This is a genomic window from Chloracidobacterium sp. (assembly GCA_015075585.1).
Taxonomy (GTDB): domain Bacteria; phylum Acidobacteriota; class Blastocatellia; order Pyrinomonadales; family Pyrinomonadaceae; genus OLB17.
In genome coordinates this window covers 871134-886234 of the sequence record JABTUB010000002.1, presented here as the reverse complement: position 1 = coordinate 886234, position 15101 = coordinate 871134, and the positions used below count along the sequence as shown (strand labels likewise).

Annotated in this window: 13 protein-coding genes; 5 read left to right on the top strand and 8 right to left on the bottom strand. The window is 55.2% G+C overall.

The features are described 5' to 3' along the window. Positions 1–115: 115 nt before the first annotated feature. The 4 genes from HS105_13075 to HS105_13060 all read right to left on the bottom strand — a co-directional run bounded on the left by HS105_13075 (position 116) and on the right by HS105_13060 (position 6188). Positions 116–2887, bottom strand: coding sequence for an insulinase family protein (locus HS105_13075; GenBank protein MBE7517518.1), 2772 nt, complete (start codon positions 2885–2887; stop codon positions 116–118). A 121-nt stretch (positions 2888–3008) separates the two neighbouring features. After that, a complete protein-coding gene (locus HS105_13070) occupies positions 3009–3470 on the bottom strand; it encodes a vitamin K epoxide reductase family protein (protein ID MBE7517517.1) in 462 nt (153 codons plus the stop codon). Continuing rightward, positions 3471–4259 carry a thioredoxin domain-containing protein gene (locus HS105_13065; GenBank protein ID MBE7517516.1) on the bottom strand — a complete coding sequence of 263 codons (789 nt, stop codon included), beginning with the start codon at positions 4257–4259 and terminating at the stop codon, positions 3471–3473. Positions 4260–4262: 3 nt separating this feature from the next. Continuing rightward, positions 4263–6188, bottom strand: a complete 1926-nt coding sequence (locus HS105_13060; protein MBE7517515.1) for a 1-deoxy-D-xylulose-5-phosphate synthase — start codon at positions 6186–6188, stop codon at positions 4263–4265. A 236-nt stretch (positions 6189–6424) separates the two neighbouring features. Between HS105_13060 and HS105_13055 the strand changes: the two genes are divergently transcribed. Further along, the gene (locus HS105_13055) at positions 6425–6970 is read left to right on the top strand and encodes a Spy/CpxP family protein refolding chaperone (GenBank protein MBE7517514.1); all 546 of its coding nucleotides are present in this window, start codon (positions 6425–6427) and stop codon (positions 6968–6970) included. A gap of 84 nt (positions 6971–7054) precedes the next feature. On the opposite strand, the gene HS105_13050 is transcribed toward HS105_13055, so the two are convergent. Beyond that, a complete protein-coding gene (locus tag HS105_13050; GenBank protein MBE7517513.1) occupies positions 7055–7594 on the bottom strand; it encodes a hypothetical protein in 540 nt (179 codons plus the stop codon). Positions 7595–7597: 3 nt separating this feature from the next. Beyond that, the gene (locus tag HS105_13045) at positions 7598–8035 is read right to left on the bottom strand and encodes a YtxH domain-containing protein (protein MBE7517512.1); all 438 of its coding nucleotides are present in this window, start codon (positions 8033–8035) and stop codon (positions 7598–7600) included. A 203-nt stretch (positions 8036–8238) separates the two neighbouring features. On the opposite strand from HS105_13045, the gene lepA reads away from it, so the two are divergent. The 3 genes from lepA to HS105_13030 all read left to right on the top strand — a co-directional run bounded on the left by lepA (position 8239) and on the right by HS105_13030 (position 11467). After that, the gene (lepA, locus tag HS105_13040; protein MBE7517511.1) at positions 8239–10041 is read left to right on the top strand and encodes an elongation factor 4; all 1803 of its coding nucleotides are present in this window, start codon (positions 8239–8241) and stop codon (positions 10039–10041) included. A gap of 257 nt (positions 10042–10298) precedes the next feature. Beyond that, positions 10299–10628, top strand: coding sequence for a DUF433 domain-containing protein (locus HS105_13035; protein MBE7517510.1), 330 nt, complete (start codon positions 10299–10301; stop codon positions 10626–10628). A gap of 17 nt (positions 10629–10645) precedes the next feature. Then, positions 10646–11467, top strand: coding sequence for a hypothetical protein (locus HS105_13030; GenBank protein ID MBE7517509.1), 822 nt, complete (start codon positions 10646–10648; stop codon positions 11465–11467). A gap of 90 nt (positions 11468–11557) precedes the next feature. On the opposite strand, the gene waaC is transcribed toward HS105_13030, so the two are convergent. Together waaC and HS105_13020 are read right to left on the bottom strand one after the other, a co-directional pair. Continuing rightward, positions 11558–12583: a lipopolysaccharide heptosyltransferase I gene (gene waaC, locus HS105_13025; GenBank protein MBE7517508.1), complete on the bottom strand. Its 1026-nt coding sequence runs from the start codon at positions 12581–12583 to the stop codon at positions 11558–11560. Then, the gene (locus HS105_13020) at positions 12584–13942 is read right to left on the bottom strand and encodes a phosphomannomutase/phosphoglucomutase (GenBank protein ID MBE7517507.1); all 1359 of its coding nucleotides are present in this window, start codon (positions 13940–13942) and stop codon (positions 12584–12586) included. A gap of 161 nt (positions 13943–14103) precedes the next feature. Here HS105_13020 and HS105_13015 point away from each other — a divergent pair, with 161 nt between their 5' ends. Continuing rightward, entirely contained in the window at positions 14104–15099 is a 996-nt protein-coding gene (locus HS105_13015; protein ID MBE7517506.1) for a VWA domain-containing protein, read from the top strand. The last annotated feature ends 2 nt before the right edge of the window (positions 15100–15101 follow it).

The following is a 15101-nucleotide window of genomic DNA, read 5'->3' as shown; positions in this document are numbered from 1 at the left end:
TATTGTAGCACAACCCGCAACTGTTTACTCGCGACGATCTGCTTTTCGCCAATTTCGACAAAAAAAAGGCGGCGAAGCACGATGCTCCGCCGCCGATCCGTTGCTGTTGACAGTTTCAATTCGCGACCGGGTCGCCGTCAGCGTTGAGGTGTGTGATCGGGTAGCCGAGCTCTTTGAGCTTCGGCTCGATCACTTTCGTATCGCCTACGATGACGATCGCCATCTTGTCCGGCTGCAGGTACTTCTTGGCGACACGGTCAACATCAGCGGCCGAAACGGCTCCGATATTGCGTATGTAGTCATTGAAGTAAGTATCCGCAAGACCGTAGATGTAGAGGTTTGCAAGCTGGCCTGAAAGCTGCCCCAGCGTTTCAAAGCCGCCGGGGAACCGGCGTATCAAGCTTTGCTTGTTATTGTCCAGCTCCTCGGCCGTGACGGGTATCGAACCGCGAATGCCGTTCAGTTCCTTCATGAACTCGACCACAGCCTCCTTTGTCGAACCGGTCTGTATCTCAGCCGATGCCGCGAACGGCCCTGCCTCACGGCGGAATTGAAAGCGGCTGTAAGCGCCGTAGGTGTAGCCCTTATCCTCGCGCAGGTTCATAAAGAGGCGTGCCGAGCCGCCGCCGCCGAGGATCGAGTTCATTACTTGAAGCGCGTAATAGTCCGGGTTCGAGCGTGAGACGCCGACCTCGCCGATCATCACGGATGATTGCGCCGCTCCGGGTTTGTCAACAAGATAGATGCCCGGCTTTGCGACCATGGTTTCGGCCGGCTCATTTGCCGCCGAACTGCTCGCACCCTTCCAGCTTCCGAAGGCGTTTTCAAGCTTCGGCATAAGCGTCTTTGCATCAACATCGCCCGCGACGATGAGCGTCGAGCCTTCGGGGCCGTAGTTCGAGTGATAGAACTTCTCCAGGTCATCACGCGTGATCGCCTTGACGCTCGCCTCATCGCCCGTAAGCTGGCGACCGTACGGCTGCTTTCCGTAAAGCACCTTGTCGAATACCGCGTTTGCAACGGCGGTCGGCATCGATCGCCGCTGCATCAGCCCGACGAGTGCCCGGCGGCGTGTCGCCTCGAATTCCGACGCAGGGAACGTCGGATCGAGCACGACATCAGCATAGATGCCGAGTGCCTTATCGAGGTTCTTTGTCAGCGTCTGCATCGAGACGTTGGTCGAATCCCAGCTCGAACCCGCGTTCACCGACGCACCGATGGCCTGCAGCTGATTCGCGATCTCCTCCGCCGAGTGTGTCTTTGTCCCTTGGTTGAGCATATTTGCCGTAAAGCTCGCGACACCTGCCTTGCCCGCCGGATCCAGCAGCCCGCCGGTCTTCATCACCAGATTCATCGAGATTATCGGAAGCGTACCCTTGCGGACGAGCCAAACGTTCAGGCCGTTGCTGAGCTTTTGCTTTTCTATCGCCGGCAGCGTAAAGCTCGGGTCGGGGCCGCCCTTCGGCAGGTTCGCCTTTTGGGCAGCCAGCTTTTGGGCATCTTTTTCCTTTTCCTTTGTGGATGTCGGTTTGTTCTCGGCAGCGTTGATCTTCGGAGCCTCACCCTTACGCGGGACGTATGCAAGCACGAGTCGGTCGGCGTTCAGATACGCCTTCGCGACACGCTGCACGTCGGCGGCAGTTACTTTGCGATAGCGATCAAGGTCTTGTTGGAAATTATTCGGGCGGCCCAAGAAACCTGCGTAATCGGCGATGCGGCTGCCCTTGCCGAGCACGGTCTGAAGCCCGTAGATACGCTGTGCTTCGATGCCGTTGAGGGCACGTTCCATTTCCTCGGCGGTCGGCGGAGCGGCCTTTATCTCGGATATCTGCTTATCAACCTCTTTTTCGATATCGTCGAGCGACTTGCCCGGCTTTGCCGTTGCCGATATCTCAAAAAGCCCGGCGAGTTCGCTCGAATCATTCGATGCGAAGATGCTCTGAACAAGCTCTTTGCCGTAAACAAGGCTGCTCTGAAGCCGCGAGCCTCGTCCCTGTGAAAGTATCGAACTGAGTACGTCGAGCGCCGGCTCATCAGCCGAAAATTGCGGAACGCCGTGCCATACATACATTACACGCGGCAGCGGCACGTTATCCTCGACCGTCTTGCGGATCTCGCCGTTAAGCTTCGGCTGTGCGGCGCTCGGCCGCGTGATGGCCGCCCCGCGCTTGATCGGGCCGAAGTACTGTTCTATCCACGTCTTTGCCTGCTTCTCATCAAAGCTGCCTGAGAGGACGAGTACTGCGTTATTCGGTGCGTAATATCGGCGAAAGAATGCCTCGACATCCTCCATCGAAGCCGCACTCAGATCCGCCATCGAGCCGATGACCGACCAATGATACGGATGGCCGTTCGGATACATTATCTCGCCGATCTTTTCGAAGGATGTGCCGTACGGCTGATTGTCGATCCGCTGGCGGCGCTCATTCTTTACGACATCACGCTGATTGTCGAGCTTTTCCTGCGACATCGCATCAAGCAGGTTGCCCATGCGGTCTGCCTCAAGGAACAGGGCACGCTGAAGGAAATTGGCCGGAACGACCTCGTAATAATAGGTGCGGTCCTCATTCGTAGTGCCGTTGACCTGTGCACCGACATCTTCCATCGCACCGAGATAGCCGTCGTTGTAATTCTTAGAGCCTTGGAACATCATGTGCTCAAAAAGGTGAGCAAAGCCGGTCTTTCCGGGCTCTTCATTCTTTGAGCCGACGTGATACCAAAGGTTCACGGCAACCAAAGGTGCCGATCGATCCTGATGAAAAACGACCGTCAGGCCGTTCTTGAGCTTATATTCTTTTACGTTGATCGGCGGCAGTGTCTGCGACATTGCCGCTGAAACCATGGCCGTGATGATGGCGGCCGCAATAAAGATCGTGCTTAAACGCATACTACATCCTCGCTGTCAGAAAAAATGGAAAATGACCGGCAGCCGTTCCCGCCGTTGCGGGAAACAGCCGTCCGGCGTTATCTTTTCATTTAATTGTTACGCTTGATGCGGTGTCAGGGTTTCACGAAGAGCGGATGCTTCCATGCCGCCTTGCGGAGAGCATTGAAGCAGCAAAGATAATGAAGAGTGTGACGGATGTGCCGGCCGAGACGATGCAGTACATACAAAAAGAACCGATCAATGCGCCCTGCACATAGATAAGCCAGCCCGAGAATGCGGCCATCAGCATCGCCTGTATGCCGAACAGCGGCCAGAGTTTTTGGTAGCCGTAAACGCAAAAGACCGCCAGCGAGAATGCGATAAAGTAGGCCGCCGCTCCGTAGATCGCGAGCGGCAGGCCCGCGACCGTCGCATACGGGCTGTTAAGCACCATTTCGCAGTCAAATCCGGCACCGCACGGAACGGGTGCGGCAGTGTAGTGGTGTATGGTAAGGTAGGCCGCGTCGGCCAGCCCTATAAGTGCGACGATCGTCGCCAGAAGTGCCGGCCATCTGCTTTGTTCGTTGTCGGAGCGTTCTTCCACTTATTTTGCGGCCGATGCCGGTGCGGCATTTGCAGGTGCGGCCGGGGCAGATGCGGGAGCGGCGTTGCCCGCAGCGGCCTTCTGAAGCTCGGCATCGATAAGCTCCTTGAGCTTACTGACATTCATATCCGGAAAAGCGACCGGAACCTCGTTGATATAAAGCGACGGCGTCGAATTCACTCCTAAACCGCGGCCTCGTGCCATGTCGGCCTCGACGCGGCCTTTTGTAAAGACGCCTGCCATGTCTGTCTTGAATTTATCGACATCTAACCCGAGGTTCTTGGCATAATCGGCCCACATTTGCTTATAGTTCGGGTTTGCGGTCCACGCCTGCTGATTCGAGAAGAGCTGATGCTGCATCTCCCAGAACTTGCCCTGCTGGCCTGCCGCCTCGACAGCGACCGCCGCATCGAACGACTTATCATGAGCCGGAATTGGAAGCGGGAAATTACGGAAGATGAACTTGATCCGGCTGCCGTAGAGCGACTTGATCTCAGTAAAGATCGGATTGCTGTTGGCGCACTGCGGACATTGGAAATCAGCGAACTCTTCGACAACGACCGGCGAGTTCACCGAGCCGGCAAAGTTCGGCGGCACTGCTCCGGGCGGAATCGCCCCTGCGGGCGGCTTTTGCGTGTTTGTATTGGCTTTTGCCGCGTTCTTGTTCGACTGCGTGTTGCCGTTATTGCTGCTGATCATATACCAGCCGATGAGAATCACTGCGAGCAGAACTGCCACGATCAGGATGAGCGGAGCAGGGATCTTGCCTGTTTGATCTTTTCTATTCATCTGTTATGCCACCTTCAGCCGCCCTTTGTCAGCCGGGTCGGCCTTCAAACTCTCTATTGCTTTCGTCACGGCCGATACTATGCCGTCCGCATTGAGTCCGTATCCCGCAAGCAGAGCTTCCGGATCGCCGTGCGGGACTATCACATCGGGAATACCGAGCCGCACTACCTTTACCGCATCGAGCAGGCCGTTCTCTTCGAGCAGTTCCATCACTGCCGAGCCGAAGCCTCCCGCAAGATACGCCTCTTCGGCAGTTACGATCACGCGGCTGCTTCGTGCGGCTTTCAAGATCGTCTCGGCATCAAGCGGCTTTACAAAGCGGGCATTGATAACGCCTGCTTTGACGCCTTTCTTTGCTAGTATCTCTGCCGCCTCAACCGCGGGATAAACCATTGAACCGTAGGCGATTATCGCCGCATCGCTGCCCTCGCTCAGTACCTCGGCCTTGCCGATCTCGATAAGCGACGGCTTCGCCGAGATTTCGACACCGACGCCGTTGCCGCGTGGATAGCGTATCGCTGCAGGGCCGTTATGGGCAACAGCGGTCGCAAGCATATCGCGAAGTTCGCGTTCATCCTTGGGCGCCATCAGCACGATGTTCGGATAGCCTCGAAGATACGTGATATCGAGCAAGCCGTGATGCGTCGGGCCATCGGCACCGACGATGCCGGCGCGGTCCATCGCTATCGTAACGTCAAGATCCTGCAGGCAAACATCATGGATCACCTGATCAAAGCCGCGCTGCAGGAACGTTGAGTAGATCGCCGCAACGGGTTTGAGGCCCTCGCACGCCATGCCCGCACAGAACGTGACGGCGTGCTGCTCGGCAATGCCGACATCGAACGAACGCTTCGGGAACTTCTCAAGGGCGCGGTCGATGCCCGTGCCGTCGGGCATTGCGGCAGTGAGTGCGACGATACGCTCATCTTCTGCCATCAGTTCGCATAGCGCGTCACCGAAAACCGTTGTGTACGACGGCGGAGCCGTCTTTGCAGACTTGTACGGCTGGCCCGTTTTCGGGTCAAAAGGGCCGGTCGCGTGATATGCGTAGTAGTTCTTTTCGGGATTCGGGAAGCCTTTGCCCTTCGTCGTAAGAGCGTGGACAATAACAGGGCCGTCATCGACCTTCTTTGCCTCTTCGAGTGCCTTTACGAGCGCCGGCACATTATGCCCGTCAACATATCCGATGTATTTGAAGCCGAGTTCATTGACCAAAGCACCCGGCAGAACCGCCGCTGCTATGGCATCTTTGAACGACTTTGCGGCACGGCGAAGCGTACCGCCGATGCCCGGAACGCTTTCGAGCGCGTCGCCGATCTCCTCTTTCAGGTGCTGATAGCTCTGCGCTTCCTTTATCCTGCCGAGATAGCCGTTCAATGCTCCGACCGCAGGTGCGATCGACATATCATTGTCGTTCAAGAGAATTATGAGCCTTGACTTGAGATGCCCGGCTTGATTGATCGCCTCCATCGCCATACCGCCCGCGAGCGAAGAATCGCCGATCAGCGCGCATACGTGAAAGTCCTCATCCTTTCTGTCGCGTGCTATCGCCATACCCAATGCGGCGGACAGCGATGTGGACGCGTGCCCCGCGCCAAAGGTGTCATACTCCGACTCATCGCGGCGCAAAAAACCCGAGAGGCCGCCCGGCTGCTTAATGGTATTCAGACGGTCGCGACGGCCTGTGAGTATCTTATGAGCGTAGGCCTGATGGCCAACATCCCATACAAGGCGGTCGCGCGGCGTATCGAACACATAGTGCATCGCTACCGCAAGCTCAACGGCACCGAGACTCGCTCCGGTGTGTCCGCCGATGCGCGCACAGGTGTCGATAATGAACTGTCGAACCTCATCTGCGACCTCCTGCAGGTCTTCGACGCGAAGCTGCCGCAGGTCGGCCGGTGAATTGATCTCGTTAAGGAACCTCATGGCAAGATCGCGGATGCACACTCAAGCACTCAAATTTCGCATTTTATGGCCTCGTTTTCAACCCTTGCGGGTCGGTATTCGCCAAAAGACGCTAAAATGTGCCGAAAACGGATTGACATTTCTTTACAATGAGAATGACAACATTATTCGGCCAAAGCAGGGCGCGCGTTCGTCAAACACTGTGAAATGCGTTGGAAGCAGCGCAAATATCGAAGTAAGGAACAGGAGTATCTAAAATGAGGAAGAATTTGGTTTCGATCGTCACATTGGCGGCCGCGGTTTTCTTTTCGACGGCTATCATAAATGCACAGGACGCAGCGGCGACCACGCCGGCCGGCAAGGACAATACGGCACATCAGGGACATAAGGCCGGCAATAAGGACTTTGGCCGAAAGTTCGGCAAGCGCGGTATGCACAACGGCGACTTCCGCGGCGTCACGCTGACCGACGCACAGAAGGCTCAGATCAAGACGATCCGCGAGGCGAATAAGCCGACGCCGGCAGCCATGGAAGAGATGAAGACGCTTATGGCAGCCCGCCGCAGCGGCACGCTCACCGACGAGCAGAAGGCCCGTCTGGAGGCGATCCGCACCGAGAGAATGCAGAAGCAGACTGCGGTTCGTACGCAGATCGATGCGATCCTGACGCCCGAACAAAAGGCGCAGATCGAGGCGAATAAGGCCGAAAGGCAGAAGCGTATGCAGGAACATCGCGAGATGATGAAGGAGCGTCGGCAGAAGAAGTCGGCCGATGCGCCGGCGGCTCCCGCGAAAAGCAATTAGTTGAAGAGCCAAGAGGCATACACGAAAGGCGTGGGAACCTTGAACCCACGCCTTTTCTTTTTGTGTTCAGACCGTTTCCGGGCGTCAGCCGATGAAGAGCTCATCCTCGACATAGACACGGTCGATCTGCTTCGGTGCCGGTGCAAAGAGCACTTCAAGCCCGCGGCGGACGCCCGCCATGATGGCGGCTATCTCACGGGCGGGCACGACGATCTTCTGATTGACGAATTCGGTCGTGTCCATGACTCGCGCATGCGTACGGTCGATCGACTCGCTCACCATTTCGACCTTATCTTTGGCAGTTATGGCGGTCTCGCCGACAAGTGTCTTAAGCTCGCGCACCTCTTCCTTTATAAGCTCGGCCGATTCGGCAAGGTGATGCGTCGCAGAGGAGATGTTAGCCGAGATCTCGGCGAATGAGACCGAGATCTCGCGGCCCTGCTCGCCTATGGCATCGACCTTTGTTATGAGCGGATCAACACGTGCTTCGACGCGATGCACCGTGGCAACAACACGCTTGACCGTGACCGCGATCCAGATCAGAGCGACCGCCATCACGAGGAAGCAGACGGCGATGATGATCGACGAGACCATCATCCAGAATTGCGGTTCATTTACGTTCATACTTTACGATTTCGATTCCTCATCGATCGGGTAGCTGGCGCGGCCTTCGGTAATCGCCTTTGCCTCGTTCTTGCGCTTCTCATCAGTGTAAGCTTCCTTGCCGGCCTCGATCGCCGCGGAGAACGGGCTTGTCGTTCGAGCCGCGGCCGACTTTGCCTTTTGTGCGAATTCGGATGCCTTATCCTGAGCCGAATGGTACATCTCGGTCGCACGGTCACGGCCGACCTCATAATATTCGCCTGCCTTTTCCTGGAGGTGCGCGCCGACCTCTTTACTCTTTTCGATGCCCTTACGCGTCGCATCTGCGATATCGCCGCGAAGTTCAACGCCCGATTTCGGCGCAAAAAGCAAAGCAAGGATCGCTCCGATGCCGCCGCCGACAAGCAAATACGTTAGTTTCGTAGCTACGCTCGTTTCTTCTCGTTCAAATTCTTCTCTCATAAACTCCTCCTGCGGCGATCCTTCGGTGCCGCAACAAAAACGGATCGAATATACTGAGATTAAAATATAACAAAGACAACGTTTTTTAGGCAATGTATTATTTACCCGACGCTGCTTTTTGAATGAAGCTGCGTCTCAGCTAGGCGCATTACCGCAAAGCATTTTCACTGCTGATTTGTTACAATTCCTGTTTGTTTTCGAGCATGGACGCTTCACTAATAAGAAATTTCTCGATCATTGCCCATATCGATCACGGCAAATCAACTCTCGCCGACCGCCTCCTGCAGCTCACCGGCGCGGTCGCCGACCGCGATATGGAAGCGCAGATGCTTGACGATATGGACCTCGAACGCGAGCGCGGCATCACCATCAAGGCGCACGCCGTGAGGCTCGATTACAAGGCAAAGGACGGCAAACAGTACGTCCTGAACCTCATCGACACGCCCGGCCACGTCGATTTCAGCTACGAGGTCTCGCGTTCGCTGTCGGCTTGCGAAGGCGCGCTCCTCGTTGTCGATGCTTCGCAAGGTGTTGAGGCACAGACACTTGCGAACACGTATCTTGCGATCGACAACGACCTGGAACTCGTCCCCGTGCTCAACAAGATCGACCTTCCTTCGGCAGAACCCGACCGGATAAAGGAGCAGATCGAGAGCATCGTAGGACTCGACACGAGCGATGCGGCGTTAACTTCGGCCAAGACAGGCCTCGGCGTCGAGGACGTGCTCGAAGCGGTCGTCGCAAAGATACCGCCGCCGAAAGGCGACAAGGACGCACCGCTAAAGGCACTTATATTTGACAGTTGGTACGATTCGTATCGCGGCGTGATCGTCCTCTTTCGCGTGGTTGACGGCACGCTGAAAAAAGGTATGAAGATACGCTTCTTCAACACGGGCCGCGAATACCTCGTCGAGACCATCGGGGTCAATAAGCCGCGGCCGACACCTATCGCCGAGCTTGGCCCGGGCGAGGTCGGTTTTCTTACGGCTTCGATAAAGACGGTCGCCGATGTACAGATCGGCGACACGATAACGGACGCCGCCGTACCTGCAAAAGAACCGCTGCCGGGCTTTCAAGAGGTCAAGCCTATGGTATTCGCAGGGCTTTACCCGACAGATTCGGCACAGTACGAGGACCTTCGCGATGCGATGGATAAGCTGCGGCTCAACGACGCCTCATTCTTTTACGAACCCGAAAGCTCGACCGCACTCGGCTTTGGCTTCCGCTGCGGCTTTCTCGGACTGCTGCATATGGAGATCATACAGGAGCGGCTCGAACGCGAATTCGACCTCGACCTGATCACCACCGCGCCGGGCGTCCGATATCGCGTAACGACGACCGATGGTGAAGTGCACGAGATCGATTCGCCGTCGCAGATGCCTGATCCCGGAAGGATCACTAAGATAGAAGAACCGTTTATTGAAGCAACGATCCTTACGAACGACTCATTCCTTGGCGGCATCCTTCCGCTTCTGGATGAGAAACGCGGCGTGCAGAAACGCTTTGAGTATGTAACGAAGGATCGCGTGATGCTCGTTTATGAACTGCCGCTTAACGAGATAGTGCTCGATTTTTACGACCGCCTCAAAAGCGTCTCACGCGGCTACGCATCGCTCGACTATCACCTTTCGGGCTACAAGGAAAGCAAGCTCGTAAAACTCGACATCCTTGTTTCGGGCGAGCCGGTCGATGCCCTTTCGCTCATCCTTCACAGCGACACCGCACAGGCAAAAGGCCGTGTCCTGGCCGCCAAAATGAAAGAGCTGATCCCGCGGCAGCTCTTTGAAGTACCCATTCAAGCGGCGATCGGCAACAAGGTCATCGCGCGTGAGACGGTCAAAGCCATGGGCAAGAACGTCATCGCCAAATGCTACGGCGGCGATATCTCGCGTAAACGCAAACTCCTCGAAAAGCAGAAAGAAGGCAAACGCCGCATGAAAAAGGTCGGCCGCGTCGAAATTCCGCAAGAGGCGTTCCTTGCCGTCCTGAAGGTGAATGAAGGATAGCAAATATGGACTGGTCAAAATTTGAGCCAACCGACTTTGAATACGATTTTGAACGAGACGAACTATACGCACATAGAATCACTTTCAAAGAGGCAGTAGAATGTTTCTACAACGATTTTGAAGTCCGACGCAACAAATCATTCAAAGATCGATTTCAATTGATAGGCAAGACCTTTGGCGGTAGGACATTGAAGATAATTTTTCAGTTGAAAACAGATCGAATAGTGCGGATAGATAATTACAGGTTGGGACATCTAATGCAGAATTTGACCGAAAAAGAGATCGACGAGTTGGTAGTTTCCGAGGTGAATAACGATTTTGCTTGGGAGCAGCCGATTCGCGTCAATAGAAAGCCTGCTTTCTCAATTAGTTCACATATCCCCGAAATCTTTACTGGGACGACAGTTCTTGGCGGCGAACCGGTCTTTCACGGCACCAAAGTTCCCGTTTCCGAATTGATCGACAATATAGAAGCGGGGGCATCATTAGATGAATTCCTCGATAAGTTCCCGGCTGTTAGACGCGAACAGGTTATTGGTGTTCTAGAGATTTTCAGAACGTCGCTGCATCGATTGAAAACAGTTTAAAATAGAGTATTGTGGCCATGAGGCAACAATTGTTTTTTACCCTTGCCGTGCCTTTGTTTTGGGCTTTGGTCGGACAGTCATGTTTTAGCCAGACATCTTTATTTGACAAATACCATTTCGATGATGGCGGCTATGCGATGATCGGCATCTTTGCAGACCACAAAGATCATCCTCTCCAAAAAAAGATCGGCGAATTCTATACCGATGATATTTCCGTTCTAAACGCAATTAAGAAAGCATGGGTATTCAAAAAGCCGCAGCATATGCACGCATGCGGTTATCACTACGACATCATTGTCGTAAAAGACGGAGAGAAACTTGACTCATTCGCTCTCAACCTTGAATGCAATGAATTGGTTTCTCCAAACAGCTCATTGTATTTCGACCTCAAAAAGCTGGAAATGTTTGCCTCAAAATTCAAACATCTTCAAATGAAAGAGCGCGAATTTTCAACAGTGACACAAGCTAGACTTTTTCTGGAAGAACTTAAAAAAGACAAAGAATACGTCTATTCGTGGCCTCCACAGTGGTTAAATCACGAGGGCAGCTTTCAATTCAACATAAAATGTCCGGCGGATATAGGAGAGGATTGCTGGATGATAAAAAACGAAGGACTACTGCTGGCACGTTTGCGAGAAGCGATCACAAAAAAATATCCGGGTGAAACTTTTGATATCCGCGTAAATGGCGGCATGACCGGCGGGGTTGCTTTTGTTGAGGTGAAATGCAACAGATCGCTTCAACAAAAGTTCGATATTTATGACCGTGGGGATAAAACAGGTTTCGGCAAATGGGAGCCATTCGAACTCTTGCTGACGTACTATCTTAAATCCACTTGAAGTTAACGATCTTTGCTCCTGCCGGCTTTAGACGAATGCCGACATCGGCAAATGCGCCGGCTGTGGAAAGATCTCTCGCCGTAAAACAGCTCAACGAGAGCTGAGGAGCTTCATCAATTCGCCCCAGACTCTTTCCGGCGGGAATTCGACAAGGCACGCGGGCTTGAAATCGGCAAGCCCGGGATATGTGCATACTCGCTGATGGCAGAAGAGGCAGTCGAAACGCGCGACGAGCCTCACCTGTCGCGGGCCGAGAGCACCGACAAGCTTTGGGTCGGTCGGGCCGTAGAGCGATACTTGCGGTACATTAAGTGCGGCCGCAATGTGTGTAAGCCCCGTATCAAGTCCTACGGCTGCGGCCGCGCGTACGATGACTGACGCCTTTTGACCGATCGTCAGCCGTGGCAGCACGAACGCGTTTCCGGCGGCGATCCGCTCTGCCTGCTCGCGTTCGGCATCGCTGCCCCAAGGGATCGCGACCTGAAAACCCGCAGCACGCGCGATCTGAGTAAGTCGTTTCCACCTGTCTTCCGGCCAATTCTTTGACGGCCAGCTTGTCGAGGTTATAAAGACTAGAAAAGGGCCGCCGATCTCGACGCCGTCGGGTTCGAGCCGCGAACGGTCGATGCCGTGATCCGCGTTCTCTGCATCGAATTCGTAGCCGAGTGCTGCGGCGAGAAGTTTTCGCATCCGCAATGACGAGTGTATGCCCTTTTCGACCTTGATGCGCCGCCGATAAGCGGCGTGTGCGCCCCATTCGTTGACGCTTCGGGCGTCGTAACCGACACGCGGCCCGCGTGCAAGCCGCGCGACGGCGGCACTTTTGAGCGTTCCCTGAAGGTCTATGACCGCGTCGTACCGCCGCGACCGCAGCAGCCGCAACGCACGGCCGGGCTCGCCTTTCCTTACAGCATCGACGCGTGAACGGTTCCAACGACGTATCCCCAGCGGCAGGACATTCTCGACCCGCGGATGCCATTTCGGGATGTCTGCGAACGATTCCTCGACCGCCCAATCGAATGACACATCGGGCAGTGCTCGTGCGGCGTCCTCGACGGCCGGCAGTGTCTGCACGACATCGCCCATCGAGCTTAATCTGACCACGAGGACCTTCATTTATTGATATCGTTCGATCAATTCGGCCGTTTTTGCCTCGACCGTCGAGCGTATTTCGGCAAGGTGTGTTTCCGAATCGGCCTCAAAGCGCAGCACGAGTATCGCCTGCGTGTTCGATGCGCGCACGAGGCCCCAGCCGTGTTCAAAAAGTATCCGCGCGCCGTCGATGGTTATCACCTTGTGGTCGCGCGAAAATTGGTCTGCGACCGCCGCGACAACATCGAATTTCGCTTCGTCCGAACATTCGACACGCAGTTCGGGCGTCGAATACATCTTTGGCACATCTGCCAGCAGTTCGGATAGCTCCTTGTCCGTCCGCGACAATATCTCGAGCAAACGTACCGCCGCGTAGGTCGCGTCGTCAAAACCGTAAAATCTGTCGGCAAAGAAGATATGTCCGCTCATCTCACCTGCAAGTGCGGCTCCGGTCTCTTTCATTTTCGCCTTTATGAGCGAGTGGCCGGCCTTCCACATTATGCCTTTGCCGCCGTGCCGCTCGATGTCGTCATAGAGCGTCTGCGAGCATTTGACCTCGGCGATGATCGTCGCTCCCGGCCGCTCGGCAAGCACTGATCGCGAAAGCAGTACCATCAATTCGTCGCCCCAAATGATGCGTCCCGTCTCGTCCACAACGCCGATCCGGTCGCCGTCGCCGTCAAAGGCGATGCCGATGTCCGCGCCGTTCTCGCGAACGGCAGCGATCGTATCTTCAAGATTCTCGATAACGGTCGGGTCAGGATGATGGTTCGGGAATGTCGCGTCAGGCTCGATGAAGAGCTTTACCATCTCGACGCCGAGACGCTCGAAAACCGGAACTGCCGTAACGCCGCCCATGCCGTTTCCCGCATCGACCACAGCTTTTATCTTGCGGCTTCCGAGCGAGATGCGGCCGGCTATGTCGTCGATATAATCGGCGAGCACCGATAATTCGCTGACGCTTCCGCTGCCCTCGGTGAACTTGCCGCCGAAAGCTATCTGCTTTATTTCCTGAATTTGCGGGCCGAACAGCGTACCCTTGCCGAGGCAGATCTTGAACCCGTTGTGGTCGGGCGGATTATGCGAGCCTGTGATCATCACGCCGCCGTCAACATCTCGTGTATAGACGGTATGATAAAGCACGGGCGTCGGAACGCGGCCGATCGAGATAACATCGATGCCGCACTCGGTAAAGCCGCGGGTCAGCAGTTCGCAGAAGCCCGGCGAGCTTGCACGCGCATCGAAACCTATCGCGACGCGGCGCGCACCGTTATTGACAAAGAATGTGCCGACGGCACGGCCGAGGACGGCAACCGCTTCATCGGTCAACTGGTCGCCGACGATGCCGCGTATGTCGTATTCGCGAAAGATATTCTCGTTCATAGAATGTACCTTCATTCTCACTTAGCTCACTCGGCGCAAGCAAGGCCGTCAGGCGGATTGATGTCCGGCAAGCTCAAGTTTGCTATGATGTCCGTTAAACGCCTTGCTTAAGGCAACACGCAGCACTCTGCGCGGCATCGAACAAGGTGCCGCTTATGTCTATGAACATTTCAGTTAAAAGGCTCATTTTTGTATGTTTCGGCTGCCTCTTAGCGGTTGCGGCCGTCGCGGCACAAACACCGACACCAACGCCCGACGTCAACGGCGGCGACGAAGGCCCGCTCAAGACCTTTGAGGTGCGGCTGCCGGTAACTGTTACACAAAAGAAGGATCTTATCAGCGGCCTCACTCGCGGCGACTTCGAGGTTCTTGAGGACGGAGTACCGCAAGAGATCACTTACTTCAGTGATGAAAAGACCAATCCGCCCGTATTCGTCGGCGTGCTGATGGACACCTCACCATCGACCGCGGGCAAGCTCACATTCGAAAAGGAAGCAGCGGCGAACTTTCTTTACACCGTGATCCAGCTTCGTAAGGACAAGGCCGCATTTATGACCTTCGACCACGATATCGTCTTGCGGCAGGATTTTACCGACAAGCTCGACCTTCTGCAAAAGGCGGTCGATAAGGTGAGCAAGGTAGGCTCGCAAACGGCACTTTATGATGCGATCTGGCAGTTCACCGACGAGAAACTGCGAAGCGCTCCGGGCCGAAAGGTCATAGTTGTCATCTCGGACGGCGATGATACTTTCAGCCGTGCGGACCTGCGCGACGCGATCGATATTGCACAGCGTACCGAGACGACAATATTTGCGATCTCGACAAAGGGCGGCTTTCTAGGCTCGGTGCCGGGCGTCGAGGCCGGAACGCCGCGCGACAAGGGCGATAAATACTTGATACAGCTTTGCGAAGAGACCGGCGGCGAAGCCTTCTTTCCCATTGGCGGCAACAAAGCGATGCTCGAACTCGAACGCGCGTTCAAGCGGATATCAGACGAGATGAAGTCGCAGTATGTGATCACGTACAGACCCGCGAATCAGAATTATGACGGCCGCACTCGCAAGATCGAAGTGAGATTCACGGACAGCAGCAAAACAAAGAAGTACAAGATACGCACAAAGACTAGCTACCGTGCGGTCAAAGACGTTTTGAAATAAAT

Coding starts and splice junctions, on each gene's coding strand:
- HS105_13060 (MBE7517515.1), bottom strand. CDS start 6,188: ATGAGGTTCCTTAACGAGATCAATTCACCGGCCGACCTGCGGCAGCTT.
- HS105_13050 (MBE7517513.1), bottom strand. CDS start 7,594: ATGAACGTAAATGAACCGCAATTCTGGATGATGGTCTCGTCGATCATC.
- HS105_13015 (MBE7517506.1), top strand. CDS start 14,104: ATGAACATTTCAGTTAAAAGGCTCATTTTTGTATGTTTCGGCTGCCTC.
- lepA (MBE7517511.1), top strand. CDS start 8,239: ATGGACGCTTCACTAATAAGAAATTTCTCGATCATTGCCCATATCGAT.
- HS105_13075 (MBE7517518.1), bottom strand. CDS start 2,887: ATGCGTTTAAGCACGATCTTTATTGCGGCCGCCATCATCACGGCCATG.
- HS105_13020 (MBE7517507.1), bottom strand. CDS start 13,942: ATGAACGAGAATATCTTTCGCGAATACGACATACGCGGCATCGTCGGC.
- HS105_13055 (MBE7517514.1), top strand. CDS start 6,425: ATGAGGAAGAATTTGGTTTCGATCGTCACATTGGCGGCCGCGGTTTTC.
- HS105_13045 (MBE7517512.1), bottom strand. CDS start 8,035: ATGAGAGAAGAATTTGAACGAGAAGAAACGAGCGTAGCTACGAAACTA.
- HS105_13030 (MBE7517509.1), top strand. CDS start 10,646: ATGAGGCAACAATTGTTTTTTACCCTTGCCGTGCCTTTGTTTTGGGCT.
- HS105_13065 (MBE7517516.1), bottom strand. CDS start 4,259: ATGAATAGAAAAGATCAAACAGGCAAGATCCCTGCTCCGCTCATCCTG.
- HS105_13035 (MBE7517510.1), top strand. CDS start 10,299: ATGCAGAATTTGACCGAAAAAGAGATCGACGAGTTGGTAGTTTCCGAG.
- waaC (MBE7517508.1), bottom strand. CDS start 12,583: ATGAAGGTCCTCGTGGTCAGATTAAGCTCGATGGGCGATGTCGTGCAG.